20 protein-coding genes, 1 tRNA gene, 1 pseudogene and 1 riboswitch are annotated in these 25416 nt (G+C 73.7%); of the genes and pseudogenes, 6 read left to right on the top strand and 16 right to left on the bottom strand.

Features of this window, described 5'->3' with window-relative positions; translation table 11 throughout:
• Positions 1-17: 17 nt before the first annotated feature.
• Positions 18-722 carry a response regulator transcription factor gene (locus tag ACZ3UD_RS17450; protein WP_465587670.1) on the bottom strand — a complete coding sequence of 235 codons (705 nt, stop codon included), beginning with the start codon at positions 720-722 and terminating at the stop codon, positions 18-20.
• A 144-nt stretch (positions 723-866) separates the two neighbouring features.
• On the opposite strand from ACZ3UD_RS17450, the gene ACZ3UD_RS17445 reads away from it, so the two are divergent.
• Positions 867-1397 carry a hypothetical protein gene (locus tag ACZ3UD_RS17445; RefSeq protein WP_465587667.1) on the top strand — a complete coding sequence of 177 codons (531 nt, stop codon included), beginning with the start codon at positions 867-869 and terminating at the stop codon, positions 1395-1397.
• A 16-nt stretch (positions 1398-1413) separates the two neighbouring features.
• Here the strand turns inward: ACZ3UD_RS17445 and ACZ3UD_RS17440 are convergent, their stop codons facing one another.
• Positions 1414-1956: a VOC family protein gene (locus tag ACZ3UD_RS17440; protein WP_465587664.1), complete on the bottom strand. Its 543-nt coding sequence runs from the start codon at positions 1954-1956 to the stop codon at positions 1414-1416.
• A 192-nt stretch (positions 1957-2148) separates the two neighbouring features.
• Here ACZ3UD_RS17440 and ACZ3UD_RS17435 point away from each other — a divergent pair, with 192 nt between their 5' ends.
• Positions 2149-2706, top strand: a complete 558-nt coding sequence (locus tag ACZ3UD_RS17435) for an Lrp/AsnC family transcriptional regulator (RefSeq protein ID WP_465587662.1) — start codon at positions 2149-2151, stop codon at positions 2704-2706.
• Positions 2707-2740: 34 nt separating this feature from the next.
• Here the strand turns inward: ACZ3UD_RS17435 and ACZ3UD_RS17430 are convergent, their stop codons facing one another.
• The 3 genes from ACZ3UD_RS17430 to ACZ3UD_RS17420 all read right to left on the bottom strand — a co-directional run bounded on the left by ACZ3UD_RS17430 (position 2741) and on the right by ACZ3UD_RS17420 (position 6580).
• Positions 2741-3547 (bottom strand): S16 family serine protease, encoded by an 807-nt coding sequence (locus ACZ3UD_RS17430; RefSeq protein WP_465587659.1) that lies wholly within the window; start codon positions 3545-3547, stop codon positions 2741-2743.
• A gap of 184 nt (positions 3548-3731) precedes the next feature.
• A complete protein-coding gene (locus ACZ3UD_RS17425; RefSeq protein WP_350739323.1) occupies positions 3732-4382 on the bottom strand; it encodes an IclR family transcriptional regulator in 651 nt (216 codons plus the stop codon).
• A 371-nt stretch (positions 4383-4753) separates the two neighbouring features.
• Positions 4754-6580, bottom strand: coding sequence for a DEAD/DEAH box helicase (locus ACZ3UD_RS17420; RefSeq protein ID WP_465588075.1), 1827 nt, complete (start codon positions 6578-6580; stop codon positions 4754-4756).
• Positions 6581-6875: 295 nt separating this feature from the next.
• On the opposite strand from ACZ3UD_RS17420, the gene ACZ3UD_RS17415 reads away from it, so the two are divergent.
• The gene (locus ACZ3UD_RS17415) at positions 6876-7307 is read left to right on the top strand and encodes an SsgA family sporulation/cell division regulator (protein ID WP_465587657.1); all 432 of its coding nucleotides are present in this window, start codon (positions 6876-6878) and stop codon (positions 7305-7307) included.
• A 224-nt stretch (positions 7308-7531) separates the two neighbouring features.
• Here the strand turns inward: ACZ3UD_RS17415 and ACZ3UD_RS17410 are convergent, their stop codons facing one another.
• From ACZ3UD_RS17410 to ACZ3UD_RS17400, 3 genes are read right to left on the bottom strand one after another with little or no spacing between them, the layout of a single operon-like run.
• Entirely contained in the window at positions 7532-10102 is a 2571-nt protein-coding gene (locus ACZ3UD_RS17410; RefSeq protein ID WP_465587654.1) for a rhomboid family intramembrane serine protease, read from the bottom strand.
• Complete coding sequence (locus ACZ3UD_RS17405) at positions 10099-11421, bottom strand: alpha/beta hydrolase (protein WP_465587652.1); 1323 nt, start codon at positions 11419-11421, stop codon at positions 10099-10101. Before ACZ3UD_RS17405 ends, ACZ3UD_RS17410 begins: the two co-directional genes overlap by 4 nt.
• On the bottom strand, positions 11418-12062 hold the full coding sequence (locus ACZ3UD_RS17400; protein ID WP_465587649.1) for a class F sortase: 645 nt from the start codon (positions 12060-12062) through the stop codon (positions 11418-11420). Before ACZ3UD_RS17400 ends, ACZ3UD_RS17405 begins: the two co-directional genes overlap by 4 nt.
• Positions 12063-12469: 407 nt before the next feature.
• Here ACZ3UD_RS17400 and ACZ3UD_RS17395 point away from each other — a divergent pair, with 407 nt between their 5' ends.
• Entirely contained in the window at positions 12470-13819 is a 1350-nt protein-coding gene (locus tag ACZ3UD_RS17395) for a polysaccharide deacetylase family protein (RefSeq protein WP_465587646.1), read from the top strand.
• A 3-nt stretch (positions 13820-13822) separates the two neighbouring features.
• Here the strand turns inward: ACZ3UD_RS17395 and ACZ3UD_RS17390 are convergent, their stop codons facing one another.
• On the bottom strand, positions 13823-15289 hold the full coding sequence (locus ACZ3UD_RS17390) for an MFS transporter (protein WP_465587643.1): 1467 nt from the start codon (positions 15287-15289) through the stop codon (positions 13823-13825).
• A gap of 97 nt (positions 15290-15386) precedes the next feature.
• The gene (locus ACZ3UD_RS17385) at positions 15387-15701 is read right to left on the bottom strand and encodes a DMT family transporter (protein WP_465587640.1); all 315 of its coding nucleotides are present in this window, start codon (positions 15699-15701) and stop codon (positions 15387-15389) included.
• Positions 15702-15745: 44 nt separating this feature from the next.
• A riboswitch (guanidine-III (ykkC-III) riboswitch) is annotated at positions 15746-15811 on the bottom strand.
• 83 nt (positions 15812-15894) lie between these two features.
• On the opposite strand from ACZ3UD_RS17385, the gene ACZ3UD_RS17380 reads away from it, so the two are divergent.
• A tRNA-Cys gene (locus ACZ3UD_RS17380) sits at positions 15895-15966 on the top strand.
• Between the two features lie 134 nt (positions 15967-16100).
• Here the strand turns inward: ACZ3UD_RS17380 and ACZ3UD_RS17375 are convergent.
• From ACZ3UD_RS17375 to ACZ3UD_RS17350, 6 genes and pseudogenes are all read right to left on the bottom strand, one after another.
• Positions 16101-18428 (bottom strand): xanthine dehydrogenase family protein molybdopterin-binding subunit, encoded by a 2328-nt coding sequence (locus tag ACZ3UD_RS17375; RefSeq protein ID WP_465587638.1) that lies wholly within the window; start codon positions 18426-18428, stop codon positions 16101-16103.
• A 619-nt stretch (positions 18429-19047) separates the two neighbouring features.
• Positions 19048-19537 (bottom strand): annotated as a pseudogene (locus ACZ3UD_RS17370) ((2Fe-2S)-binding protein); the annotation flags it as partial.
• A gap of 68 nt (positions 19538-19605) precedes the next feature.
• The gene (locus ACZ3UD_RS17365; protein ID WP_465588072.1) at positions 19606-20472 is read right to left on the bottom strand and encodes an FAD binding domain-containing protein; all 867 of its coding nucleotides are present in this window, start codon (positions 20470-20472) and stop codon (positions 19606-19608) included.
• A 469-nt stretch (positions 20473-20941) separates the two neighbouring features.
• A complete protein-coding gene (locus tag ACZ3UD_RS17360; protein WP_465587634.1) occupies positions 20942-22708 on the bottom strand; it encodes a beta-N-acetylhexosaminidase in 1767 nt (588 codons plus the stop codon).
• A gap of 109 nt (positions 22709-22817) precedes the next feature.
• Positions 22818-23096: a DUF3039 domain-containing protein gene (locus ACZ3UD_RS17355; protein WP_196947467.1), complete on the bottom strand. Its 279-nt coding sequence runs from the start codon at positions 23094-23096 to the stop codon at positions 22818-22820.
• Between the two features lie 73 nt (positions 23097-23169).
• Positions 23170-23763, bottom strand: coding sequence for a YqgE/AlgH family protein (locus tag ACZ3UD_RS17350; protein ID WP_465587631.1), 594 nt, complete (start codon positions 23761-23763; stop codon positions 23170-23172).
• 298 nt (positions 23764-24061) lie between these two features.
• On the opposite strand from ACZ3UD_RS17350, the gene murA reads away from it, so the two are divergent.
• On the top strand, positions 24062-25402 hold the full coding sequence (gene murA / locus ACZ3UD_RS17345; RefSeq protein WP_380611496.1) for a UDP-N-acetylglucosamine 1-carboxyvinyltransferase: 1341 nt from the start codon (positions 24062-24064) through the stop codon (positions 25400-25402).
• The last annotated feature ends 14 nt before the right edge of the window (positions 25403-25416 follow it).

The following is a 25416-nucleotide window of genomic DNA, read 5'->3' as shown; positions in this document are numbered from 1 at the left end:
CGAGTGCGCGAACCGCTTCACGTCCGGTGCTCCCCGGGCCCCCCGACGGCTTCCAGCCGGACCCCGACGCCCCGGACGGTGTGCAGGTAGCGGGGGCTGGAGGCGGTCTCGCCGAGTTTGCGGCGCAGCCAGGAGAGGTGGACGTCGATGGTCTGGTCGCCGCCGTAGGTCTGCTGCCAGACCTCGGCGAGGATCTCCTTGCGGGGCACCACCACCCCGGGCCGGGCGGCCAGGAAGGCCAGCAGGTCGAACTCGCGCCGGGTCAGGTCGAGCGTTCGCCCGTCCAGGACGGCCTCGCGCCGCCGCAGGTCGATGGCGAGTCCGCCGACCCGCAGCACCTGGGCGACGGGCGCGGCGCCGTTGCCGAGCCGGCGCAGTACGGCGGCCATCCGGGCACTCAGGTGCTCCCCGGAGAAAGGTTTCACCAGGTAGTCGTCGGCCCCGTCGTTGAGCAGCCGGACGATCTCGGCCTCGTCGTCCCGGGCGGTGGAGACGATCACCGGGACGTTGGTCAGCCCCCGGATCATCTTGAGCGCCTCGCCGCCGTCCAGATCGGGCAGTCCCAGGTCCAGGATCACCAGGTCGCAGCCGACCTGGGCGACCTCCCGCAGCGCCTCCAGGGCCGTGCCCACACTGCGCACCGCGTGACCGGTGTCGGTCAGGTGGCGGATCAGGGCGGAACGTACGAAGGGGTCGTCCTCGACCACGAGCACTGTTGCCATGGGCCTGCACGGTACGCCATCGACGGGCAGTGGTCTGTACCTCGGAGGTGGCTCCGAGCCCGGTCCGGACATTGTGCAACTGCCCTGTGGAATACCGGGGGTACCGCTCTCGGCGGCCCGGAAATGCGGCAGGATGTGCGGACGATGCGGAACGGACTGGTACAGCTCGGCGCCTGGGCGGCGGCCACCGGGGCGGCGGTGGCGCTGTCCTGGCTCGGCGTGCACGCGGTGCTCACCGGCGCCGCGTTCGAGCAGCCCACGGCGCTGCCGCTGCCCTCCCCGAAGGCCGACGGCACGCCGTACACCGCGACCGTCACCCCCGACCAGCCGCGCTCTGCCGCCCAGGGCGAGACCCCGTCGGCCTCCCCGACCGCCACCGCCGCCCACCCGCCGGCCGTCACCGTGGCCACCCCGCCGCCCACCCGGCGGCCCACAGCGACCGCCACCGCGACGTCCACGGTGAAGAGCTACCCGATCCCCGGCGGCCGGGTGGCCCTGGACATCCGCGCCGACAAGGCCTCGCTGGTCTCCGCCACCCCGGACCCGGGCTGGCAGATGCAGGTGTGGAACGGCGACCAGTGGATGCGGGTGGACTTCACCAAGGGCGACCAGGCCAACTCGGTCTTCGTCTACTGGAACGGCCACCCGCCGGTCGTCGAGACGGCGATCCGCTGAGCCGGCGTCACCGGCCTCACCAGCTCTCGAAAGGCACGTACCCCGGCAGGTAGGGCCCCGCGTACCCGGCCCGGTCGACCAGGGTGTGCCTGGTGCCGCCCGGCACCCCGATGGTGGCCAGCACGACCGCGCCGAACCGGTCCCGCACCTCGTACGGCTCGGCCAGCGACAGCGCACCCCGGTCCACCGCGTAGTCGTACGCGTAGTAGACGTCCGGCACGCTCACCGCGAGGTCCAGCACCCCGTCCCCGTGCCGGGCCAGGTGTGCCGCCAGTTCCCGGCCGCGCGGGCCGGTCACCCGCACCGGCGAGGTGAGTACGATCCGCGTCCCCGGCGCGGCGAGCACGTACGAGACCGTCTCCGGCTCGCCGGTCTCCGGCCCGGCGTACGCGGTGCAGCGCAGCCCCAGCGCGGCGCAGTAGCGGCGGGCCGCCCGCTGCGCGTCGGCGACCGCGAAGACCACCGCGTCGGCACGGCCCATCGACAGCGGATCCGGCTCCCCCGTCCCCTCGGCCGGGCCTGCGGCGAGCAGGACGGGTTCGGCGGCGGTGTCGGTCATGACGGCCCTCCCGGTAGGCGTACGGACCGCCCCGCGTCCGGGGTGGGGCCCGAGGCACGGGGTCGTGGCTGGAGGGTGGCGCCGAGCCGACCGGCGCGCAACTGTTCCGTTTCCTTCTGGTCAAGCTGTGCCCCGGGGCGGGAGAATCGGCGGCGCCGCTGTACAGAATGCCCACCGGAGGACGGTGCCGCGATGCCCCCCGCCCACTCCCCGAGCTCCCCCGGCTCGCCCGGCTCCCCCACCCCGCAGGGCGTTTCCGCTCCCCCGCCGGGCGGCGGGAACGACACCATCGACGCCCTGGACGGGCGGCTGATCCGGCTGCTGGCGGAGGAGCCGCGGATCGGCGTGCTGGAGTGCTCGCGCCGGCTGCAGGTCGCCCGGGGCACCGTACAGGCCCGGCTGGACCGGCTGCAGGCCAAGGGCGTGATCGGCGGGTTCGGCCCGGAGGTGGACCCGGCGGCGATCGGCTACCCGGTGACGGCCTTCGCGACCCTGGAGATCTCCCAGGGCCAGGGCGCGGACGTGCGGGCGCACCTGGCGGGTGTGCCCGAGGTGCTGGAGCTGCACACCATCACCGGCATCGGGGACATGCTGGTGCGGATCGTGGCCCGCTCCAACGCCGATCTGCAGCGGGTGATCGACCGGGTGGTGGGCTTCGACGGGATCGTCCGCTCCTCCACCGCGATCGTGCTGGAGAACCCGGTGCCGTACCGGATCCTGCCGCTGGTGGACCAGGCAGCCGCCGAGTAGGCGCCCCGAGCCGCCGCGGGGGATCGGCGACCGGTCAGCAACTGGGCACGCTGCCGCCGCTCTTGAGCGCCTCCAGCGCCGAGACCGACTCGGCGAGCGTGCCGACCGGCACCAGCCGCAGCGTCTTGGGCGTGTGCACCTTGGCGTCCTTGCACTCGTCCCGGGGCAGCAGGAACACCGTCGCGCCGTCCCGGGCGGCCGCCTGGGTCTTCAGCGGCACGCCGCCGACGGGGCCGACGGTGCCGTCCTTCTCGATGGTGCCGGTGCCCGCGATCTTGAGCCCGCCGGTCAGGTCGCCGCCCTTGCCGTCGCCGGCCAGCTTGTCGACGATGCCCAGCGCCAGCATCTGGCCGGCGCTCGGGCCGCCCACGTCGCCCAGGTCGACCTTGACCTTCACCTGGTCCGGCGAGAGGTGAAGGTAGTCGAGCGCGGCCGCGGTGGCGCTGTCCTGCGACTCGGCCATCTGCTGGGCCGTCACCTCGTTGGCCTTGGCCGGATTGCTCTGCGGGTACACCACGTCGGTCGGCTGGATCGCCTCCTTCGGGTCGAACCAGGCCTTCAGTGAGCGCCAGAGAGTATTCCGCTGTTCCGGGGTGGTCGCCGTGATGGTGACCATCCGCAGCTCGCCCTGGGTGGTGCGCAGCGGCGCCCCGGTGATGGTGATCACCGGCTTGTCCTGGTACGCGCCCAGGGTGTCCGCGGTCAGGCCCGGCCAGGTGATGGTGTACGGCAGCGGGACGAAGGCGGCCACGCCGAACAGCGCGGCGACCAGCACCCCGCAGAGCGCGAGCACGCGGGTCCGCGGGGCGGAGAGGGCCTTGGGCAGCTTGGTGTCGGACACAAGGGGAATCCAAACACACCCGGCGCCGCCGCGTGATCCGCCCGCTCGCCTCCGGGGCCGTGACTCGCCGGCTCGCCTCCGGGGCGCTCCGACCCGGTGCCGGTGGTCGGCGCTGCGGCGCTCGTACCTCGCTGGCCACTTCTCCCTCCGGCACCGGCGCGCCCCTTCGGCCCGGGGCGAAGGGCTACCTCAGGGCGTCTGCCACCTCGGTGGCCGCCTCCACCACCCGGGGCCCGACCCGCTCGGGCACCAGCCCGTTCAGCATCACCACGCCGACGCTGCCCTCGATGCCGCTCAGCCCCAGCAGCGCGGCGGCGGCCCCGCTGGCGCCGGACTGCTCCTCCGCACGGGTGATGACGAAGCCCTGCTCGGGCCGGCGCTGGCTGGGGAAGCCGCGGGCCTCCAGGATCGCCCGGCCGGCCGCGCTCTCGGTGAGCGGGTGGCGCAGCCCGGTCCGGTAGGCGACGTGGAAGTCGGTCCAGCTCGGCTCGACCACGGCGACGGCCAGCGCCTCGTTGCCGTCCACCAGGGTCAGGTGAGCGGTGGCGCCGAGGTCCTCGGCGAGGCTGCGCAGGGCCGGCAGCGCGGCCTCGCGCAGCAGCGGGTGCACCCGGTGCGCCAGCCGCAGCACGCCCAGGCCCACCCGGGCGCGGCCACCGATGTCGCGGCGGACCAGGCCGTGCTGTTCCAGGGTGGCGAGCAGTCGGTAGACCACGGTGCGGTTGACGGCCAGCCGGGCGGCCAGCTCCGTGACGGTGAGCCCGCGCTCGGAGTCGGCGAGGAGCTTGAGGACGCGGACGCCGCGGTCCAGCGTCTGGGAGGTCTCGGCAGTCACGACGGACAATCCTTTCCGCGGCGCTCGCGGGGCGGGCGGCGCCGGCCCAAAGGTCGGTGTCGCGCGCAGGTGGGGGTGGCCGCGCTCGGGCCGCGCGGCGTTGTCCTTGACGGCCACGCGGTCCTGCGGAGCCCGTCCCGCGGGGGTTGCCCGGCGGAAGAGCGTGGGGGAAAGGTAGTGAAGGAAATGTCGCGGCGGAAGTGCTTGTCCAAAATTCGGGCGTGATCGTCACCAACACCGTCGGAAATTTCGGACAAACACCCGCAAGTCGCCCGGCGTGACAGGGCGCGAGTGCGCCCCCGGTCCGATGTCCGGACACACCGGAGCGGACGGGCCCGTCCAGGACACGCCCGTCCGCACCCGCCGGACCGTTACTTCGCCCACTCCCGGATGCGGGCGATCCGCGCCTTCAGCTGGTTGGCGGTGGCCTGCGCGGTGAGCGGCCCGCCGCACTGGCGGCGCAGCTCGTTGTGGATGGTGCCGTGCGGCTGGCTGGTGCGGTGGTGCCAGGCGGCCACCAGCGCGTTCAGCTCCTTGCGCAGCTCGCGCAGTTCCTGGTGGGTGACGACCGGCCGCTGCTCGGCCGGCAGCTCCAGCAGGTCAGCCTCCTCGGCGGGCTTGGTCTTGCTGCGCTGGATCTGGCGGTGCTGGCGCTTCTGCAGCAGCATCTGGACCTGGTCCGGCTCCAGCAGGCCCGGGATACCGAGGTAGTCGTCCTCCTCCTCGCTGCCCGGGTGGGCCTGCATGCCGAATTCCATGGCGTTGTACAGCACCCGGTCGAAGACCGCGTCGGAGCCGAGCGCCTCGTAGGAGAACTCCTCGCCGCCCGCGCCGTCCGGCCCGTCGTTGGCCCGCTCGGCCTCGGCGAGCAGCCGGTCCTCCTCGTCGAAGAGGCCGTCGCCCTCCTTCTTGGGCCGGTCCAGCACGTGGTCGCGCTGGAGCTCCATCTCGTTGGCGAAGCCCAGCAGCATCGGGATGGTCGGCAGGAACACCGAGGCCGTCTCGCCGCGCTTGCGGGCGCGCACGAAGCGGCCGACGGCCTGGGCGAAGAACAGCGGGGTGGAGATCGAGGTCGCGTACACCCCGACGCACAGCCGGGGCACGTCGACGCCCTCGGACACCATGCGGACCGCGACCATCCAGCGCGAGGTCCCGGCCGAGTAGTCGGAGATCCGCTTCGAGGCCTCGGTCTCGTCGGAGAGCACCAGGGTGACCTTCTCGCCGCTGATCTCGCGCAGCATCTTGGCGTAGGCTCGGGCCACCGTCTGGTCGGTGGCGATCACCAGCCCGCCGGCGTCCGGGATCGCCTTGCGGACCTCGCTCAGTCGGCGGTCGGCGGCCTGCAGCACGGCCGGGATCCACTCGCCCTGCGGGGACAGCGCGGTGCGCCAGGCCTGGGCGATCAGGTCCTTGGTCATCGGCTCGCCGAGCCGGGCCTCCAGCTCGTCGCCGGACTTGGTGCGCCAGCGCATGTTGCCGCTGTAGCTGAGGAAGATCACCGGGCGGACGACGTGGTCGGCGAGCGCGTGCCCGTAGCCGTAGGTGTAGTCGGCGACGGACTTGCGGATGCCGTCGCCGCCCGCCTCGTACGAGACGAACGGGATCGGGTTGGTGTCCGAGCGGAACGGCGTCCCGGTCAGCGCCAGCCGACGGGTGGCCGGCTCGAAGGCCTCGAAGCAGGCCTCGCCCCAGGACTTGGAGTCACCGGCGTGGTGGATCTCGTCCATGATCACGAGGGTCTTGCGGGCCTCGGTCCGGTTGCGGTGCAGCATCGGGTTGACCCCGACGCCCGCGTAGGTGACCACGATGCCGTGGTACTCCCGGGACAGCGGCCCGGAGGAGTACGCCGGGTCCAGCTTGATGCCTATCCGCGCGGCGGCCTCGGCCCACTGCTTCTTCAGGTGTTCGGTCGGCGCGACGACCGTCACCTGCTGCACCAGGTGGTTGTGCAGCAGGTACGAGGCCAGGGTGAGCGCGAAGGTGGTCTTGCCTGCGCCGGGGGTGGCGACCGCGAGGAAGTCGCGCGGCTGGGTCTCGATGTACTTGTCCAGCGCACCCTGCTGCCAGGCCCGCAGCCTGCCGGCGGTGCCCCAGGGGGCGCGGCCGGGGAAGGCCGGGGAGAGGTGGTGCGAGGCGGCGGGCGCGGCATGGCCGCCGGCCCGGACGGGGGCCTGCGTCTCCGGTACGTCGGAGAACAGCGGCGTCGAGGAGGCGGCGGCAGTACTCACGGTCTCCGAGGGGGATCATCGCAGGTCAGAGGCGATTTTGCGGCCCCGTCCCGCGGTCGGGCGGCGATCGGACAACCCGCCCAGCCTACCGGCCCCGCCGCCGTTCGGCCGCTTCGACCCGAGCCCGCGGGCGGGCGGGACGGCCGGAATTCGACGTGATGCGGGTCACATCGGAAGCTCTGTCGAAAGCGCGTAATCGGAGGCCGTCCCACCACTCTCACCGGTGTAAGGCCGCCCCACCCCCACAGCCCGAAGGGACCCCGCCATGCAGCACAACGGCGTCGAAGAGGCCGTCCAGGCCCGCCTGATCCTCTCCCCGCACCGCTCCGCCCGGCTGCGCGTGGTGCTGTCCTACCTGCCGGAGGACCCGTTCGCGGTCCGGATGGCCTTCCCCGCCGAGTTCTCGCTGGACGACCTCCCGGACGGCGAGGGCGCCGAGGACATCGTCTGGGTCTTCGCCCGCCAGCTGCTCTCGGCCGGACTGGAGCTGCCGGCCGGCGTCGGCGACGTCCACGTCCGGCCCGCGCCCGGCCGACGCACCATGGCCGAGCTGCGGGCCCCGGAGGGCACCGCGCTGCTCCAGTTCGACACCACCGACCTGCGGCGCTTCCTGTGGCGCAGCCGGCTGCTCGTCCCCGAGGGCGAGGAGCACCTGCACCTGGACGCCGACCGCGCGCTCGCCCAGCTGCTCGGCTGAGCACCGGGCGTCGTCCGGGGCCCTCGCGCTTCCGGCCGTCGGAGCCGGTCACCGGCCGGCTGACAGCCGGTCACCGCGGGTCCACTGCCGTCCGGGTCCGGGGCCCGGGAAGGCCGGCGGTCACCCGCCCACTCGTACTCGCCCACTCGCCTCCGGGCGCTCTTGACCCGATGCCGACAGTCGGCGCTCTTTCGGCACCAGCGCGCCCTTCGGCTCGGGGCGGTTCAGCCCGACAGCCTGCGCATCAGCCGCACGCCCTGCGCCGCCGTCAGGTGCGGCAGGTAGGCCTTGCCGATCGCCCGGGTGATGCCGGGCAGCGCGGCCGGGTCCGGGTAGGCCATGTACATCGGCCGGTACTCCGGCTGGAACTTCGCCTTGAACGCGAGCAGCGAGCGGAAGCCGTACACCGGCTCCAGCACCTTGCCCATCCAGTCCAGCATCCGCTGCAGCCCGTTGGGCTCCTCCTCCTGCCCGGTGCGGGCCAGCGGCGCGCCCGACAGCGACAGGAAGCGCGCGCCCTCGCCCTTGAAGCCGAGCGCGGCCGAGGCGATCAGGAACTCGTTGACGCCGCGGAAGCCGTCCGAGCGCCGGCGCATGAAGTCCAGCGTCCAGCCGACCGGCACGCCGTTCTCGTACACCGGCATCCAGCTGGTCAGCCCGTGCACCGCCCGCTCCCCGTCCACCGCGATCAGCACCCGCACGTCCGGGTCGTCCAGCTCCTCCAGCCCGCCGAGCGTGAAGCCCATCTCGGGCAGTCCCTTCTCGGAGACCCACTCCTCGGAGATCGCCCGGATCTGCTCGCGCAGCTCGATCGGCGCCTCGTGGTACGCCCACCACTCCGCGGTGATGCCCTGCTTGCCGGCCTTGTTGAGGGCGGTGCGGATGTCCTGCCACTTGCGGCCGGTGAAGGCCAGCTCGGGCAGCGGCACCACGGTGTCCTCGGCAACCTGCACCGAGCGCCAGCCCAGCTGGGCGGCGGCGGCCCTGGTCTCGGCGGAGACGCTGTAGAAACAGGGCGTCCAGCCGCGGGCGTCACAGTACCGGGCGAAGCCGGCCACCGCCCGCCCCCGCGCGTCCGGGGCGCCGAACGGGTCGCCGGTGGTCAGCGCCACGGTGCCGACCAGCCGGTAGGCGACGGCGGCGCGGCCCTGCTCGTCGAGCCAGTAGTGGTTGCCGTCCCAGGTGGTGATGAAGGACAGCGTCCCGCCGCCGTGTGCGGTGAGCAGCGCCCGGGCCCGGGCGGCCGCCGTCGCGTCGGTGTGCAGCACCGGGCGGCGGAAGACGGACAGCAGCGCGCCCAGCGTGACCACCCAGAACGCCAGACCGCAGTACGTCTCCAGGAACAGCGCCACCGGGCCGACCGCGATCGGGTAGTCCGGCGTCAGGTCGTTGTAGGCGGGCGGCAGGAACTGGGCCGGCAGTCCGTGCATCAGTCGGCGGACGGTCGCCCCCGGCTCGAACTGGCCGGCCACCAGCCGCCCCAGCCCCACGTACGCGGCCGAGGAGAGCACCGCGGCCCCGCCGACCACCCAGGCCAGTCGGCGCACCGCCCGGCCGGCCAGCCGCACCCGGAACCGCTGCCGGGTGGCCAGCAGCAGGCCGGTGGTCAGCAGCGGCAGCGCCATCGCCTCGACGAAGTACTGCACCACGTCCCCGCTGACCGGCCCGGCGTCCAGGTACAGCCAGGCCAGCAGGGCCACCCAGAGCAGTTCGGCGGCGACGGTGATCCGCCAGGCGAACCGCAGCCCCCGGCGCAGCCCCTCGGCGAGCACCAGCAGCAGCCCCGGGAACAGCGCGGCCATCAGCCGCCCCGGGGTGTCGAAGATCCGCTCGACGGCGTGCGCCCGGGCGCAGTCGTGCGCCGACATCGCGCAGAAGTCGGCCACCTCGTCCGGGCTGAGCCGGTGCGAGAAGTACAGCTCGGAGAAGGTGTTGAACGGCCCGCTGGCGTTGTCGTACAGCGAGGCGATCAGCGGCCCGCAGGCGGCGGCGACCAGGCAGAGCGCGACCAGCACCCGGGTCTCGGCGTGCGAGGAGCGGTGGGTGCGCAGGTACGGCCGACCCCGGCTGAGCAGCGCGCCGACGCCCAGCCCGGCCAGCGCGGCGGCGCACCGCTGGACGCTCTGCAGGTGGCCGACGTACAGCGTCATGACCAGCGGGACGAGCAGCACCAGCAGGTGCAGCCGGCGGCGCCAGAGCACGGTGAGCCGGTAGCCGAGCACCCCGGCCAGGGCGAACAGGCCGACGCCGGGCCCGACCGAGATCTGGTCGGCCACCGAGCCGGTCCACTGCTCCCCCGCCGAGGAGCCGAACTGGACAAGTCCGGTGCCCAGCAGGGTGCCGACCACCTGCCCGCCGACCAGCACCGCGAGGGTGCGCGGCCGGCCGAGCCGCCGTTCGGCGGCCGGGCCGACCAGGAGCAGCAGCAGGCTGGTGAAGACGTACGCGCCGATGCCCGAGCACCACAGCATCGAGGTGACCGGTGTCCACCAGCGGCCCTCGGCGAGCGTGGGCAGGCCGACGCCCGCGCGGGCGAGCAGCCGTTGGTGCGGCCCGCCGGCCAGGCTCCCGGTGGCCGCGCCGAGCGTCCAGAGCCCGGCCAGCAGCACGAGGGTCAGCGGCGCCGCGCGCAGCCGGCCGCCGAGCATCCGGGCCGCCCGCCGCACCCGCTGCGGGCGCGGTTCCGCCGTCCGGGTGACCGGGGCGAGGTCGGCGCCCTGGTCGGCCGCGCGCCCCGCGCTCGGCCCCGCTCCCCGCTCGCGCTCGACGGCGGGCGCGAGCCCGACCCCGATCACCTGGTCAGTCCGGTCTGCTGGGCCAGCCACGGGATCTGCCGGACGATGCCGGGGCGGAACACGACCCAGCCGTGGCCGCCCGGCATGAGCTCGAACCTGGATTTCATCCCGGCCGCCTGCACGGCCTGGTAGACCTTCTCCATCTGCGGCCGGAACTCCCCGTCGGTCTCGCCGACTACCAGGGCGACGTTGGTGTCCGGGAACTTCCTGCGGGCCATCACGTGGAGCGGATCGACCGCGTCGAACTTCTCCTCGTCACCGCCGAAGGCGGCCTTGACGGTCTCCTCCCGGGTGGCCAGGGTCGGTTCCGTCTGCCCTGACATGTCGAGGACGGTGCCGTACACGTCGGGCGCGTTGACGCCGAGCTGGAGCGCGCAGGTGCCGCCCATCGAGGCACCCCCGATCGCCCAGGCCTTGCGGCCGGTGGCGGTCTGCAGGTTCTGGTGGATCCAGCCGGGGACGTCCTCGGCCAGGTAGGTCTGCACCTTGGCGATCTTCGAGTCCAGGCAGAGCGTGTTGGCCCAGGTCGAGCCGAGCTGGTCGGGCATCACCACGATCGGCGCGAGGCCGCCGTGCTCGGCCGCGAACGCGTCCAGCGCCTCGTTGATCTGCCCGGAGAGGACCCAGTCCCCCGGGGTCCCGGGCTGACCACTGATCATGACGACCACCGGCAGCAGCGGTCGCGGGGTGGCCTGGTAGGCGGGCGGGAGGTAGACGTACGCATCGCGGGCCTTGAAGCCCGACTTGGTGCCCGGGATCGGCACCACCGAGACGGTGCCCTTCTCCGGCAGGTTCGCCGGGGCGTGCCAGACCTCGTCGAGCACCTCGTCCTGCGGGGCTGCGACGGTCTGAGCGGCCTTGCCGGCGATCAGCGAATCGGTCCTGGTCAGCCACGGCGCGAGCATCACCCGGCCGCTCGGGAACTGCCCGAAGCCGATGTTGACCTGGGAGGCGGCCATCAGCAGCACCAGCAGGCTCAGGCCGAACGTGAGCGCCCGGCGCCGCCAGGGCAGCCGGCGCATCCGGTAGCCCGCCAGGCAGAAGCCCAGCAGGGCGACGGCTATCCACCAGGTGACGTACCGGGGCGTGCCCTCGGGGAACGGGTGCCACCAGCCGTCCACCAGGAGGTCGAGCAGCAGGCTGAGCGCGCCCGCGGTGACCAGGGCGGCGGGCAGGCGGAACCGCCACCAGTCCCGGCCCCGGCGGACGGCCAGCAGGGCGAGCCCCGCCCAGCCGGCGGCGAGCACGGCGTACGGGATCGGGCCGTGGGTGAGCGGCCAGTCGATCGGGTTCCAGCGGGTGGCGAGGGTGAGCGTCATGCGGCTTTCCCCGGCGAGGTGGTGTCGGCCAGGAATCCGTAAGCCACGACGTTGCCCTCGTAGCCGTGATCCTCGCTGTACGCGCCGCCGCAGGTGATGACCCGCAGCTGAGCGTCGGCGGCCTGGCGGTAGACCCGGTCGTCCGGGAAGTCCTTTCGGTCGTGCACTTCGATGGCGTACAGCTGGTAGACGGCGGTGGCGCCGTCCGCCCGGACGATCTCGACCCGGTCCCCCCGGCGGAGCGCTCCGAGACGGTAGAAGACGGCCGGCCCGGCCTTGTTGTCGACGTGCCCCGCCAGGATGGCGGTGCCGCGCTGGCCCGGGGTGGCGCCGCCGCGGTACCAGCCCGCGAGGTTGCGGTCGGCCTCGGGCGGGACCTGCAGGTGGCCGTCGGGGTCCAGGCCGAGCTCGGTGACCGGGGCGTCCAGGCGGACGGCCGGGATGCGGATCCGGGTCGGGGCGGACGGGCCGAGCGGCGGGACGACGGAGACCGGGGCGAAGCCGGACAGCGCCTGCCCGGCCTGCGGGGCGGGCGGCAGCACGGGCGTGCCGCCGTCGTGCAGCAGCCAGGCGCCGAGCACCAGCGCGGAACCCGCCGCCAGGGTGCCCGGCCAGGGGCTCCTGCTCTGCTGGACACCCACGGGCGCTCCCCTCTGCCGACCGGAATCCCGCTTCCTGGGAGTTTCCTGGGAATTCATTCAATCGGATCGGAACCCAGAGACACGTCCCCACGACGGTCGTATCCGCACCCGCCGATCGGCAGGGATGCGGGCCCCGACCGTACGTCGAGCGAAGGCCCGGACACCGAGTGTGACGAATCCGTTCCACGTGCGAGCGCGGTGGAACCACCCGTCGAACAGCTCCGACGACCTGACCCACCGGTTCGGTTGCGTCAATCGAGCGATCGATTATGACCGTTCGCTGTGCCTCTTCGACCGTTCTTGCCCTCATGCCATGCTGACCCGATCACGGGTTCTATCGCTCCTCACGGTCCGAGCGGACTTCCGCACGCCGTACGCCTGCCGAACGCCTCATGAACGGAGTGACCATGAACGCTCTCTCCCGCCGCACCCTGTTGGCCGCCGGGGCGGCCACCGCCGCCACCCTCGCGGCCGGCTGCGGCAGCGACCGGGGCGTCGGCGGCGGGGAGCACCCGACGGGCGGGGAGCACGCGACGGGCGGCGCGACCCCGGCCGCCCCGCCGGACGGCGGGCAGAGCGCCATCCCGGCCCCGGTCCCGCAGAAGCCGCAGGTCGTCCTGATCGGCGACGGCTCCACCTCCGACACCGGCACCCAGCCGCACCAGCCCGTCCCCGAGAGGCTCCAGCCCGGCCAGCGCCCGCCGCAGTTCGTGGTCTTCTCCTGGGACGGCGCCGGCGAGCTCGACAACGGCCTGTTCGGCCGCTTCCGCCGGCTGGCCCAGGAGCACAACGCCTCGATGACCTTCTTCCTCAGCGGCCTCTACCTGCTGCCGGAGTCCAAGAAGGACCAGTACCTCCCGCCGCAGCACAAGGCCGGCGCCTCCGAGATCGGCTACCTGAGCGACCAGCACATCCGCGACACCCTGGAGAACGTGCACGCCGCCTGGCTGGAGGGCCACGAGATCGGCACCCACTTCAACGGCCACTTCTGCGGCTCCACCGGTGTCGGCAAGTGGTCCCCGGAGGAGTGGGACAGCGAGATCCAGCAGGCGATGGACTTCGTGATGAACTGGCGCACCAACACCGGTTTCACCGACCTGCCGGCGCTGCCCTTCGACTACCGCAAGGAGCTGATCGGCAGCCGCACCCCCTGCCTGGAGGGCCAGCGCAACCTGCTGCCCACCGCGGTCAAGCGCGGCTGGCGCTACGACAGCAGCGGCAACGGCACCCAGGTGTGGCCGCAGAGGATCCAGGGCGGCGCGCTGTGGGACCTCCCGCTGCAGTCCATCCCCTTCCCCGGACACACCTTCCAGGTGCTGTCGATGGACTACAACATCATGTACAACCAGTGCGGCCCCAACACCAAGGCCGACCCGGCGCTCTACCAGGGCTTCCAGGCCCAGGCCCGGGACTCCTACCTGATGGGCTTCGACCGCACCTACAACAGCAACCGGGCGCCGTACATCATCGGCAACCACTTCGAGGAATGGAACGGCGGCATCTACATGAACGCCGTCGAGGAGGTGCTCAAGACCATCGCGGGCAAGCCGGAAGTCCGGCTGGTCTCCTTCCGCCAACTGGTGGACTGGCTGGACGCCCAGGACCCGGCGGTGCTGCGCAAGCTGCAGAGCCTCGCCCCGGGCCAGTCTCCGGCCGGCGGCTGGGAGGGCCTCCTCGGCACCCCGGCGGCGCCGCCGCCGGCCCCCTCCCCCGCCGCCGCCACCGCCACCGCCACCGCCACCGCCACCGCGGGCTGAGCGTCAGGACCGGGTGCGGACCCGGCCGGCGAGCAGCGCCCCCAGCAGCGCCACCCCGGCCATCACCAGCAGGATCACCGCGAAGGCGCCGGGCGAGCCGGCGGTCGCGGCGCCCTCGTGGGCGGCGGCGAGCGAGCCGCCGCCCAGCGCCGCGAACAGCACCCCGGCCAGGCCCGTCAGCAGCACGTTGCCCAGCGCGTCGCTCATCTGCAGGGCGGCCGAGTTGGCCCCGGCGTCCTCCGGCGCGGAGAGCTTCATCATCAGCACGCTGACGCTCGCGACCGCCAGGCCCATCCCGATGCCGCCGACGCCCCAGGCCACCGAGGCCGCCCAGGCCGGCACCCCCGGGACCAGCACCAGCGCGGCACCCGCGATCGCCACCGCGGTCAGCACGAAGCCGCACCGGATCATCGCCTCGCGGTAGCGCTCGGCCCCGGGCCGCCCCTGCAACCAGGAACCCAGCGCCCAGGAGAGCCCGCCGCTGGTCAGGGTCAGCCCGGCCAGCGTCGGCGAGAGGTCCCGCTGGGTGGTCATCATCAGCGGGATGAAGGCCTCGGCCGCGAAGAACGCCCCGGCCGCCACCCCGCGCAGCAGGATCACCGTCGGCAGTCCGCGCCCGGCCCGCAGGGTCCGCTTCGGCAGCAGCCCGAGGACGGCCGGCACCAGCAGCGCCGCCCCGGCGATCCCGGGGATCAGCCCGATCAGGTCGCGGCGCTGGCCCGCGTACTGGAGCAGCCCGGCGCCGACCGCGGCCATCGCGGCCAGCAGGGTGCGCCGACGGTCGAAGTCCGCGCCCTTGAGCACCGGGTGCTCCCTCCCCCAGCCTCCGGCCGGGGGGACCCCCATCGAGCGGCGCAGCGCCGGACCCATCACGGCCAGCGGCAGCAGGATCAGCACCGGCACCGCCAGGAAGACCCAGCGCCAGCCGAGGTGCTGGGTGACGGCCCCGGAGACCAGCGGCCCGACGATCGAGGGCAGCACCCAGGCCGAGGAGAAGGCCGCGAACACCGCCGGCCGCAACCGCTCCGGATAGGCCCGGCCGACCACCACGTACAGCGCGACGATCACCAGCCCGCCGCCCAGGCCCTGGATCGCCCGCCCGGCCACGAACACCCACATGCCGGGCGCCGTGCCGGCCACCACCAGGCCGGCGCCGAACACCGCGATGCCGGTGAACAGCGGCCACAGCGGCCCGCGCCGGTCGCACCACTGCCCGGAGACGACGAGCGCGAACAGCGTGGTGGTGAAGTAGCCGGAGAAGGCGAAGGCGTACAGCCCGAGGCCGTTCAGCTGGCGGGCCGCGGTCGGCATCGCGGTGTTGACGGCGGTCGCCTCGAAGGCGATCACCAGGACCACGGACACGATTCCCAGCGTCAGCGCGCGGTAGCGGCCGCTGAGGACCCCGCCGTCGGGGTCGGTGCCGTCGGGTATCGGGGTGGAGTCGACCGAGGTGGGGGAGGCAGTGGTCATACGTAACATCGTAAGAGCCGTCCGCCTCGATGACCCCTGACCCGAGTCGGTGATCGACTCGGTCCTCAGGCGTAGGACCGGCGCGGCGGGCCGGGGCTCAGTGCAGCACCTTGAGCCCCACCACGCCGGAGACGATCAGCAGCAGACAGCCGATCCGGGCCACGGTCACCGGGTCCCCCAGGGCGGCCATGCCGTAGAGCGCGGCGCCGACCGCGCCGATGCCGACCCAGACCGCGTACCCGGTGCCGATCGGGATGGTGCGCATCGCGTACGCCAGCCCGCCCATGCTGAGCAGCAGGGCGACGCCGAACACGAGGCCGGGAACGAGGCGGGAGAAACCCTTGGACGATTCCAGGGCCACCGCCCACACGGTCTCCAGGAGACCCGAGACGATCAGAACGAGCCAAGCCATGACGGCCGTACCTCCGCAGTCCACAGCGGCCGGATTGCCGCTGAACTGCGTCGTCTTGTCGTCACCGGGTACGACGCGCTCGTCCGGGGTGGCGGGAAAACAGCCACCGCCTCCGACGCTAGCACACATTGCCATACAGAATTTACAAAACTTCGTTGACCCCATTCCCCGACTCCGCCATCCTGAATTCACTGGCCGTGTGCCCGAGTGGCTCAGGGGACCGTCTGCAAAGCGGTGAACGCGGGTTCAATTCCCGCCACGGCCTCGAAAAAGGGAATTGCCGGTCGATTCGGGACGTCGACCGGCAATTCCCTTTGCGCTTTTCTGGTCAGGCTTTTCTGGTCAGGCTTTTCCGGTCAGGCTTTCCGGTCAGGCTGATCGGGGGTCGGGCCGTTCGGGTCAGGCCGTGACCGCGTCCTCCGCCCGGATCGGCAGCCGGCCCACCGGCAGACCGGTGGCGGCCCGGACGGCGGCGGCGACGGCCGACGGGGCGACCACTGCGGGGACGGCGCTGACAGCCTTGGCGCCGAAGGTGGCGACCACGTCCCGCTCCTCCAGCAGGGCGGCGATCCGCACCTCCGGGGTGTCCAGCGAGGTGGGCAGCCGGTACCCGGTCAGCGAGGGGTTGAGCAGCACCCCGCCCGCGGTCTGCAGGTCCTCCATCAGCGCCAGGCCCACGCCCTGTGCCACGCCGGCCTCGATCCGGTCCTCGATCTGCCGCGGGTTCAGCGCCCGCCCGACGTCCTGGGCGACGGTCATCTCGACCACCCGGACGGCGCCCAGCTCGATGTCCACGTCCACCACCGCGCGCATCGCGCAGAAGGAGATGGAGACGAAGGCGTCGCCCTGCCCGGACTCGTCCAGCGGCTCGGTCGGGTGCGGGCGGCACTGCGCGGTGGCCCAGAGTTCCTTGCCCTCCAGCGCCTCGGCGACCGGCATGCCGAGCACCCCGTCGTAGGAGGTGATCTTGCCGTCGGCGATCTGCAGCAGCTCCGCCGACATCCCGAAGTTGGCCGCGATCGGTTGCAGCAGCTGGTGGCGGACCATCAGCGCGGCCCGCTCGACCGCACCGCCGGAGACCCAGGTGTGCCGGCCGCGGGCGGAGGGCCCGGCGATCGACTGGTCGCTGTCGGCCGGCGCGATGTAGACCTCGCTGACACCCAGCACGGTCTGCACGATCTGCCGGGCCAGCGTGGCGAAGCCCTGCCCGGCGTCGACGGCCGCGCAGATCACCGTGGCGTGGTCGCCGCTGACCCGCACGGTGGCGGTGGAGACCTCGTCCTCGCCCTCCGCGCCCAGCATGTGCACCATGCCGACGGCGTAGCCGATGCCGCGGCGCACCGCCGCCGGGTCCCCGGCGCCGCCGGGCCCGCCCGGCAGCAGCCACTCCGCGCCCGGGTCGTCCACCGGCAGGGCCGGCAGCGGCTCGGCCGCCACCGCGTCCAGCAGCGCCTTCACCGGCGCCGGGCAGGTGACGGCCTGCCCGGTGGGCATCGGGTCGCCGGTGGACATCGCGTTGCGACGGCGGATCTCCACCGGGTCCACGCCCACCCGGGCGGCCAGCTGGTCCATCTGCGACTCGTACGCGAAGCAGGCCTGCAGCGCGCCCTCGCCTCGCATCCGCCCGGCCGGCGGGTTGTTGGTGCGCACCGCCCAGGCGTCCACGAACACGTTCGGGCAGACGTACGGGCCGACCGAGAAGGCCGTAGCGGCGGCCAGCGCCTCGGCGGAGACGTCCGCGTAGGCGCCGCCGTCCAGCAGGATCTGCGCCTCGACCTTCACCAACGTGCCCTCGGCATCGGCGTGGTGGCGGTAGCGCAGGAGCGCGGGGTGGCGCGAGGTATGGGTGTGGAAGGACTCCTCGCGGGTCAGCGTCATCTTCACCGGGCGGCCGGTGCGCAGCGCCAGCAGCGCCAGGGTGACCTGGAAGGCGAGGTCCTCGCGGTCGGTGGTGGCACCGGGCACGCCGGTGACCACCAGCCGGACCCGGTCCGGCTCCAGGCCCAGGCAGGCGGCGGTGCGGTCGCGGTCGCCGTGCGGGTCGGTGGAGGACAGGTGCAGTTCGACGCCGCCGTCCGGACGCGGTACGGCCAGGCCGGCCTCGGCGCCGAGCGGGGCCGGGTCCTGCCGGCCGACCTGGTAGAGGCCCTCGACCACGATCTCGCCGACCGCCTCCGGGTCCCCGGTGCGCAGCGGCAGATGGCGGAACAGGTTGCCGTCCGGGTGCAGCGGCGGCGCGGTGAAGGCCTGCTCGGGGTCGGTCACGGCCTCCATCGGCTCGTAGTCGACCGTGATCAGGCCGACCGCCAGCCGGGCGGTGTCCGGGTGGTCGGCGGCCACCGCGGCGATCGGCTCGCCGTGGTGGCGCACCACGCCGGAGGCCAGCACCGGCCGGTCGGCGACGATCGGGCCGGCCGGGGCGCCGTCGGGGGTGCCGTCCGGGCCCGGCGGCAGGTCGGCGGCGGTGACCACGGCGTGCACGCCGGGCAGGGCGAGCGCGGCCGAGGTGTCGATGCCGCGGATCCGGGCGTGCGGGTGCGGCGAGCGCAGCACCGCGCCCCACAGCAGCCCCTCGGCCCACAGGTCGGCCGCGTACGGGTAGATGCCGAGCGCCTTGGGCAGCGCGTCGCTGCGCAGCGGGGAGCTGCCCAGGCCGAACGGCTCCGGCGCGCCGCCCTCGCCGCCGTCCTGCTGGATTGCTGCGCCGATGTCGGTAGGCGACGTCATGATGCGTGGTCGTCCTCGGGGAGGCGGATGCCGTGGGCGGGGGTGGCGGTGTACGGGGCGCCGGCCGGGGCGCCGCCCTCGGCCGGGGCACCGTGCGGGTCCGCGTACGGGGTGCCGTGCGGGGGCGTGCCGTCGTAGACGGCGCCGGGCAGCGGGGTGCCGTGCGCGGGGGTCGGCTCGTAGACCGGGGCGTCGTAGCCGGTGTCGTAGCCGTGCTGCGGCTGGTGGCCGTCCGGGAAGCCGGCCGGCACGTAGGTGCCGTGCGCGGGGGTGGCCTGGTAGGCCTGCTCGGGGTAGCCCTGCGGCGGGTAGTAGACGTGGTCGTCGGCGGCCTGGGCGGGGATGCCGGGCGGCATCGCGGCCAGCGCGGAGGTGTCGTACACGCCGGTGTCGTAGCCGCCCTCGCCGTACCCGGGGTCGGCCTGGGCCGGGACGGGGACCGGCTCGGCGGTCGGCTGCGGGACGTGCTCGATCCAGGCCTCGGCGTCGGCGTAGACCGGCGGCTCGACGGCCGGCCCCGGCTCGACGGCGGCGGGCTGCCCGACCGGCGCCTCGGCCGGAGCCCCGCCGCCCGGCTGCTCGGCGACGGCCTGCTCGGCGGCGGCCGCGGCGGCCTCCTCCGCCTCCTCGGCCTCCAGCGCGCGGGCGTCCGCGACGGTCTGAACGGCGGCCAGCACCCCGCGGTAGCCGGTGCAGCGACAGAGGTTGCCGCACAGCGCCTGCCGGGCCTCGACCTCGGTGGGCCGGTGGTTGCGCTGGAGCAGGTCGTGCACGGCCATCGCCATGCCGGGGGTGCAGTAGCCGCACTGGACGGCGCCGGAGGCGGCCAGCGCCTGCTGGACGTCGCTCGCGCCGCCGCCGGCCGACAGGCCCTCGACGGTGCTGATCTCGCTGTCGGCGGCCAGCGCGGCGGGCACCAGGCAGCCGGCCACCAGCTGGCCGTCCACCTGCACCGAGCAGGCGCCGCACTCGCCCTGCTCGCAGCCGTCCTTGGCGCCGGCCAGGCCGAGCCGCTCGCGCAGCACGTAGAGCAGGCTCTCACCGATCCAGGCATCGGTGACGGGCCGTTCGAAACCGTTGACCCGCAGCGTGTAGGAGGCGCACGGGCGCAGCTCGCGGGTGACCTGCGGGGTGAGGCCGAGCGGGTCGGCGTCGAGGGTCTCGATGGGGTCTGTGGTCACTTCAGCGCCCTTCCCAGTGCCCGTCGGGCCAGCACCGATACGGTACGCCGCAGCCGAACGGCGGCCGCGGTCGGCCCCTCGGTCACGGCCTCCCAGGCGCCCTCGGCGCCGTAGTTGTCGGGGACGCAGGCGGCGGCCACGTACTCGCCGAAGGCGGCGGTGGCGGCCGGGTCGATCTCCCGGCTGCCGTCCCAGTCGATGCACCCGGCCACCCAGGCCTCGGCCTCCAGCGGGCGCAGCGGCACCGGGGCGACGGCCCCGACGGCGCAGCGCACGGCGCGCCGGGCCGGGTCGAGGACCAGCGCGACGGAGGCGGTGGCGCGGGCCGGGCCGCTGCGGCCGGTGGCCTTGAGGAAGACCTGCGGCGCGTGCAGCAGCGGGACCCGTACCCAGGTGAGCAGTTCACCGGGGCGCACCGGGTCGAGGCCGGTGAGCAGGTGACTGACCGGCACTTCGCGGTTGCCGCCGGCCCGGGCCAGGGTGACGCTGGCCTCCAGTGCGGCGAGCACCGGGAGGGTGTCGCCGGCCGGGGCGGCGGTGACGATGTTGCCGCCGAGGGTGCCGACGTTGCGGACCTGTGGCGGGCCGGCGGTGCGGGCGGCGTCGGCGAGCGCGGGGATGAGCGCGGCGAAGTCGGGGCGGTCCATCCGGGCGTGGGTGAGTCCGGCGCCCAGGACGGCGGTGCCGCCGTCCTCGTAGCGCCAGCCGCGCAGTTCGGTGATCCGGCCGAGGCCGACCAGGGCGGCGGGGCGCAGCCGTCCGGCGTTGACGGCCTCCATGAGGTCGGTGGCTCCGGCCACCGGTACTGCGGCCGGGGCGGCGGCCAGCGCGTCGACGGCCTCGTCGAGCGAGGCCGGCAGCATGATCGTCCGGTTCACCTGGGTCCCACCGTGCTCCACTTGCTCATCGATCGCCTGCCGCCCGCGGTCGTGGCCGTCCTGTCCGCGTCAGCAGCCCGGCCTGGCCCGTAGGGTACGGGCGATCGGGCCGGGTTGGGCAACTCTGGCACACAATGCTCGATGATCATTTCGGGACCGGTGAACGGGACTGCCCGATTGGGACGGATACCGGGCGATATCTGCCCCGACCCGGGCCGGGCCAGGGCAGATGTTCATCTGTTCTTGACGTCAGATGACCATCCATAAGTTCCCGGGAACCCCTGCTGAGCCCAAGGGCGCGCCGACGCCGAAAGCGACGAGCGACAAGCGACAAGCGACAAGCGACCGACGGAGGAGGAAGCGCCGGAGGGTGGGGGCACCTCCCAGCCGCCAGGCTGGGGGCGAACGCCGGCGTCGGGTCCCGAGCGCCCGGTGGCGAAGCGGGAGTCGCGGTTCACCGCACCGGCGGCGGTCCGTCGATCGGCCGGCCGGCCACCCCGGGCCGGCGCTGCCAGGGGTGCGGGCCGTCGGCCGGGCGGTACTCGACGCCGAGCGCGTCCAGCACCCTCAGGTGCCCGGCCAGCCGCTGTTCGAAGCCCGCGAAGTCGCGCTCGGACGGCACGGCGGGCAGGTCGGACCAGGCGACCTCGGCGAAGGCGACCAGCCGGGGGAAGGCCCGGTAGTCGATGTCCCGGGCGCTGTCCGCGAACTCGCTCCACAGGTTGGCCTGGGTGCCGATGACGTGCCGGGCGGCGGCCGCGTCCAGCTGCTCCGGGACCGGCTCGAAGCGGTAGACGTCCTCCAGGGTGCGCACGAAGCCGACCGGGATCGGCTCGTCCGGCCCGTCGGCCTGCCGGTGGTCGAAGTAGACGTGCTGCTCGGGGCACATCACCACGTCGTGCCCGGCCTTCGCGGCCGCGATCCCGCCGCCGAAGCCGCGCCAGGACGAGACCGCCGCGCGCGACCGCCCCCACGCCTGCGGGCGCTCGGTATCCGGCGCCGACGCTCGCCCCCAGCCTGGCGGCTGGGAGGTGCCCCCACCCTCCGGCACTCCCTCCTCCGTCGGTCGCTCGTCGCTCGTCGCTTTCGGCGTCGGCGCGCCCTTCGGCGTGGTGGCAAGCGCCAGCCCGCCCTCCAGGATCTCGTCCCAGCCGATCAGCCGGCGGCCCCGCCCGGCCAGCCAGCGGTCGAAGTGCCGGATCAGGTGGCTCTGCAGCTCGTCCTCGTCGGCCAGGCCCAGCTCGCGGATCCGGGCCTGCGCGGCGGCGCTGTCCTTCCACTGCTCCTTGGGGCACTCGTCGCCGCCGAGGTGGATGAACTCGGACGGGAACAGCTCCAGGACCTCCTCCAGCACGCCCTCGAAGAAGCGCAGGGTCTCCTCGGAGGCGTTGAGCACGTGGTGGCTCACCCCCCAGTCCGTCCGCACCCCGAGCGCGGCGGTGTCCACCACGTCGGTGTTGCCCAGCTCGGGGTAGGCGGCGACGGCGGCCTGGGTGTGGCCGGGCAGGTCGATCTCCGGGACGACGGTGATCCCGCGCGCGGCCGCGTAGGCGACGATCTCGCGCAGGTCGTCCTGGGTGTAGTAGCCGCCGTGCGGGCGGTCGTCGCGGCGCCCGCCGGCCCGGTAGCCGACCATCGAGCGCTCCCGCCAGGCGCCGCGTTCGGTCAGCCTCGGGTAGCGCTTGATCTCCACCCGCCAGCCCTGGTCGTCGGTCAGGTGCAGGTGGAGCACGTTGAGCTTGTGCGCCGCCAGCAGGTCGACGAAGCGCAGCACGTCGGACTTGGGCAGGAAGTGCCGCGCGACGTCCAGCAGCACGCCGCGCCAGCCGAACCGGGGGGCGTCCGCGATGTCGGCGCCGGGCAGCACCCAGCCCTCGCGGCGCAGCGGGGAGCGCCGGTAGGCGTCCGGCCCGAGCAGCTGCCGCAGGGTCTGGGCGGCCCACAGCGCACCGGCCGGGCCGCCGGCGGCGATCAGGGCGTGGCCGGGGCGCACCGTGATCCGATACGCCTCGGCGGCCAGCGCGTCGTCCTGGACCAGTTCGATGCCCGCTGCCGCCCGGCCCGGGCCGAACGGCAGCCCGGTCGCGGCGGACAGCGTGCCGCGCAGCCAGCGCTCGGCGTCGGCCAGCCCGGGCGGCGCGGTCAGCGTGGTGGCGGCGTCCAGCGGGAAGTCCTCGTCCGGGCGGCGGACGGCACTCGAAGGCGCGGGAATGAGGTCCATTCCGGCATCCTGACCCCGCCCGGAACGATTGGCATAGACCACCGCGGAAACCCGGTGCTATGCAGAACGGCCTTCCACGGCGTTCGTCGGAAGCGGGGGCCGCCGGGGACTACTTGTCGTCGCCGTCGCCGCCCTGCGGCTTGCCGATGCCGTCGTAGATCTCCTTGCACATCGGGCAGACCGGGTACTTCTTCGGGTCGCGACCGGGCACCCACACCTTGCCGCACAGCGCGACCACGGGGGATCCGGAGAGCGCGCTCTCCATGATCTTGTCCTTCTGGACGTAGTGCGCGAAGCGCTCGTGGTCGCCGTCCCCGTGGGACACCTGCGGGACGGGCTCGACCAGGGTGCCGGTGCCGAGGCCGCGCTCGGGCTCAAGAGTGCTCATAGGTGACAAGTCTATGGGCGCCCCCGGAAACCGGGCCAGTGTCGCGCGAGCGGCCCGGACAACCGGGCGGGGTTCAGTTCAGCGTCGGGTCGTCCGGGTAGGTCGCCAGCAGCGCCAGCGGCCCGCGCTGGCGGCGCAGCACCGAGCGCCACAGCCGCTCCGGCTCGGGGCTGGAGATGTCCCCGGGCTCGCAGTCCACCAGGTACCAGGCGCCGCTCTCCAACTCGGCCTCCAGCTGGCCCGGCGACCAGCCGGCGTACCCGGCGAAGATCCGCAGGCTCCCCAGCTCGCCGGCCAGCACCTCCGGCGGCGCCTCCAGGTCGACCAGGCCGATCGCGCCGTGCACCCGCCGCCAGCCCAGCGGGTCGCCGGTGCCCGGGTCCCCCGGCGCGACGGCCAGGCCCAGCGCCGAGTCCAGCGCCACCGGCCCGCCCTGGAACACCACCGCCGGCTGCCCGACGAGTCTGCCCCAGCCGTCCAGCACACTGCCCACCTCGACCGGCGTCGGCCGGTTGAGGACCACACCGAGCGCCCCCTCGGCGTCGTGGTCGAGGAGGAGCACCACCGCCCGCGCGAAGTTCGGATCGGTGAGCAGGGGCGTCGCGACGAGCAGACGGCCGGTGTGGGACCGGCCTCCGTGCGAATGGGCCGCCGTCATGCCACACATGATCCCGCAGAACGGCACCGGTCGGACACCGCAACACTCGAAACCCCGCCACGCCGAAAGAACACCCGTACGGCCGCACCGGCGGGCGGGAGCGGCCCCGGAGAGAGCACCATCACGGGAGAGGCAAACGGGAACCACCGGGACGCCCACTACCATCTACGGATGGTGGACGCCCTTCTACGGTGCCGACTCGGATTCTCCGGGGGCCCGAACGCGCCCGTACGCCGTACCACCGGTCCACCAGCGGCTCCGGACCGGAGCCCGTCCCACCCCTCTGGCACCCCGGATTGCGAGAACGATGACCGACGACGTCCTGCTGGTCCACGGCGGAAACCCGCTCGAAGGCGAGATCCGCGTCCGCGGTGCGAAGAACCTGGTCCCCAAGGCCATGGTCGCCGCCCTCCTCGGCCAGGGCCCCAGCAGACTGCGCAACGTCCCGGACATCCGCGACGTCAAGGTCGTCCGCGGCCTGCTGCAGCTGCACGGCGTGACCGTGCGCACCGGTGACGAGGACGGCGAGCTGATCCTCGACCCCTCCCATGTCGAGAGCGCCAATGTGGCCGACATCGACGCGCACGCCGGCTCCTCGCGGATCCCGATCCTGTTCTGCGGCCCGCTGCTGCACCGTCTCGGCCACGCCTTCATCCCCGGCCTCGGCGGCTGCGACATCGGCGGCCGCCCGGTCGACTTCCACTTCGAGGTGCTGCGCCAGTTCGGCGCCACCATCGAGAAGCACCCGCAGGGCACCTACCTGGTCGCCCCGCAGCGGCTGCGCGGCACCAAGATCGAGCTGCCCTACCCCTCGGTCGGTGCGACCGAGCAGGTGCTGCTCACCGCCGTCCTCGCCGAGGGCGTCACCGAGCTGCGCAACGCAGCCATCGAGCCGGAGATCGTCGACCTGATCTGCGTGCTGCAGAAGATGGGCGCGATCATCACGCTGGGCACCGACCGCACCATCCTGATCACCGGCGTGGACGAGCTGGGCGGCTACACCCACCGCGCCCTGCCGGACCGCCTGGAGGCCGCCTCCTGGGCCTGCGCGGCGCTCGCCACCAAGGGCGACATCTACGTCCGCGGCGCCCGCCAGCTGGAGATGATGACCTTCCTCAACACCTTCCGGAAGGTCGGCGGCGCCTTCGAGGTCGACGACGAGGGCATCCGCTTCTGGCACCCGGGCGGCGAGCTCAAGGCCATCGCCCTGGAGACCGACGTGCACCCGGGCTTCCAGACCGACTGGCAGCAGCCGCTGGTGGTCGCGCTGACCCAGGCCACCGGGCTGTCCATCGTGCACGAGACGGTGTACGAGTCGCGCCTCGGCTTCACCGGCGCGCTCAACCAGATGGGCGCGCACATCCAGCTCTACCGCGAGTGCCTGGGCGCCACCCCGTGCCGCTTCGGCGCGCGCAACTTCCTGCACTCCGCGGTGGTCTCCGGCCCGTCCAAGCTGATGGGCGCCGAGCTGGTCATCCCGGACCTGCGCGGCGGCTTCTCGTACCTGATCGCGGCGCTGGCGGCCGAGGGCACCTCGACCGTGCACGGCATCGACCTGATCAACCGCGGCTACGAGAACTTCATGGAGAAGCTGCGCGACCTGGGCGCCCACGTGGAGCTGCCCAGCGAGCAGCTGGTCGACGCCTGACGAGCGGGTCACAA

Source organism: Kitasatospora sp. NPDC023118 (genome assembly GCF_055560875.1).
The sequence above is the reverse complement of the archived record's forward strand: the minus strand, read 5'-3'. Positions and strand labels throughout refer to the sequence as shown.

What these genes read in the sequence shown, in the direction of transcription:
- ACZ3UD_RS17450 (WP_465587670.1), bottom strand. Translation starts at nt 722, where the DNA reads ATGGCAACAGTGCTCGTGGTCGAGGACGACCCCTTCGTACGTTCCGCC.
- ACZ3UD_RS17445 (WP_465587667.1), top strand. Translation starts at nt 867, where the DNA reads ATGCGGAACGGACTGGTACAGCTCGGCGCCTGGGCGGCGGCCACCGGG.
- ACZ3UD_RS17440 (WP_465587664.1), bottom strand. Translation starts at nt 1,956, where the DNA reads ATGACCGACACCGCCGCCGAACCCGTCCTGCTCGCCGCAGGCCCGGCC.
- ACZ3UD_RS17435 (WP_465587662.1), top strand. Translation starts at nt 2,149, where the DNA reads ATGCCCCCCGCCCACTCCCCGAGCTCCCCCGGCTCGCCCGGCTCCCCC.
- ACZ3UD_RS17415 (WP_465587657.1), top strand. Translation starts at nt 6,876, where the DNA reads ATGCAGCACAACGGCGTCGAAGAGGCCGTCCAGGCCCGCCTGATCCTC.
- ACZ3UD_RS17405 (WP_465587652.1), bottom strand. Translation starts at nt 11,421, where the DNA reads ATGACGCTCACCCTCGCCACCCGCTGGAACCCGATCGACTGGCCGCTC.
- ACZ3UD_RS17395 (WP_465587646.1), top strand. Translation starts at nt 12,470, where the DNA reads ATGAACGCTCTCTCCCGCCGCACCCTGTTGGCCGCCGGGGCGGCCACC.
- ACZ3UD_RS17390 (WP_465587643.1), bottom strand. Translation starts at nt 15,289, where the DNA reads ATGACCACTGCCTCCCCCACCTCGGTCGACTCCACCCCGATACCCGAC.
- ACZ3UD_RS17385 (WP_465587640.1), bottom strand. Translation starts at nt 15,701, where the DNA reads ATGGCTTGGCTCGTTCTGATCGTCTCGGGTCTCCTGGAGACCGTGTGG.
- ACZ3UD_RS17375 (WP_465587638.1), bottom strand. Translation starts at nt 18,428, where the DNA reads ATGACGTCGCCTACCGACATCGGCGCAGCAATCCAGCAGGACGGCGGC.
- ACZ3UD_RS17365 (WP_465588072.1), bottom strand. Translation starts at nt 20,472, where the DNA reads ATGCTGCCGGCCTCGCTCGACGAGGCCGTCGACGCGCTGGCCGCCGCC.
- ACZ3UD_RS17360 (WP_465587634.1), bottom strand. Translation starts at nt 22,708, where the DNA reads ATGGACCTCATTCCCGCGCCTTCGAGTGCCGTCCGCCGCCCGGACGAG.
- ACZ3UD_RS17355 (WP_196947467.1), bottom strand. Translation starts at nt 23,096, where the DNA reads ATGAGCACTCTTGAGCCCGAGCGCGGCCTCGGCACCGGCACCCTGGTC.
- ACZ3UD_RS17350 (WP_465587631.1), bottom strand. Translation starts at nt 23,763, where the DNA reads ATGTGTGGCATGACGGCGGCCCATTCGCACGGAGGCCGGTCCCACACC.
- murA (WP_380611496.1), top strand. Translation starts at nt 24,062, where the DNA reads ATGACCGACGACGTCCTGCTGGTCCACGGCGGAAACCCGCTCGAAGGC.